The sequence below is a fragment of the Nonomuraea mesophila genome, from assembly GCF_004352805.1.
GTDB lineage: Bacteria > Actinomycetota > Actinomycetes > Streptosporangiales > Streptosporangiaceae > Nonomuraea > Nonomuraea longispora.
The window spans coordinates 1-809 of sequence record NZ_SMLD01000395.1; the positions used below are offsets into that span (position 1 = coordinate 1).

Below are 809 nucleotides of genomic sequence, written 5' to 3' on the forward strand. Positions count from 1 at the left end.
GACCCACGTCGCCCCGCCCGGAGCCGCCCCGTCCGGAGTCGGTGCCGGCCGCCTCCAGAGCCCGTCTCGCTTGGTCGAGAGCGCGTCGCAGAGCCGCAGGACCATCGTCGCGGGGCAGGCTCACACCCACGGGCACGTCCGCCTCCAGGGCCACCGCCTCCGCCACAGCGTCCGGCCCCTTTACCGAGGCTCCCGCCGGACCGTCCTCGGAGTCACCCGCCGAGCCGTCCCCTGCACCACCCGCGCGGCCGTCCGCCGGGCCCGCCGCGACCAGCGCGATGGCCACCTGTCCCTTCGCCTGGCTTCGTGCCGATCGGACCCCGGCCCGGCGCCCGCCTGACCGCCGCGCCCCATCGCCCCTGTCCGTGTCGTCGTACAGGGCCGCGAAGGCGTACGTCTCCAGCACGTCCAGGGCCTCGGGACCTGTAGCGAGCGCCACCATCGGCTCCTCGGGCAACCGGCCCCCGAGCGGCTCCAGCACCACGCGCGCCCGTTCTCTGTCCCCCTCCAGCAGCAGTTCCAGCACCGCGGAGCGCACCCGGCGCTCGGCCTCCAGCTGGGACCTGCCCTGCTCCATGGCCAGGGTGAGCAGCGAGCCCGCCGCGTTGATCACCGTATGGGTGACCGGTGAGTACGCCTCATCCGTGCCCACGGCGAAGAACCCGCGCGGCCGTACCCCTCCACCCAGCGGCTGCACCACGACGTGCTCCCCCGGTCCCGACAGCGCCAGGCTGGCGGGGAACCGGCCACCGGCGGGCCCGGTCCCGGTCCTGTCTCTTATACAAATCTGACGCTGCCGCCGACTAGTC

1 pseudogene is annotated in these 809 nt (G+C 74.4%); it reads right to left on the reverse strand.

Going from position 1 to position 809, the window contains the following annotated elements:
* Positions 1 to 700 (reverse strand): annotated as a pseudogene (locus E1295_RS49875) (hypothetical protein); the annotation flags it as partial.
* Positions 701 to 809 lie beyond the last annotated feature (109 nt).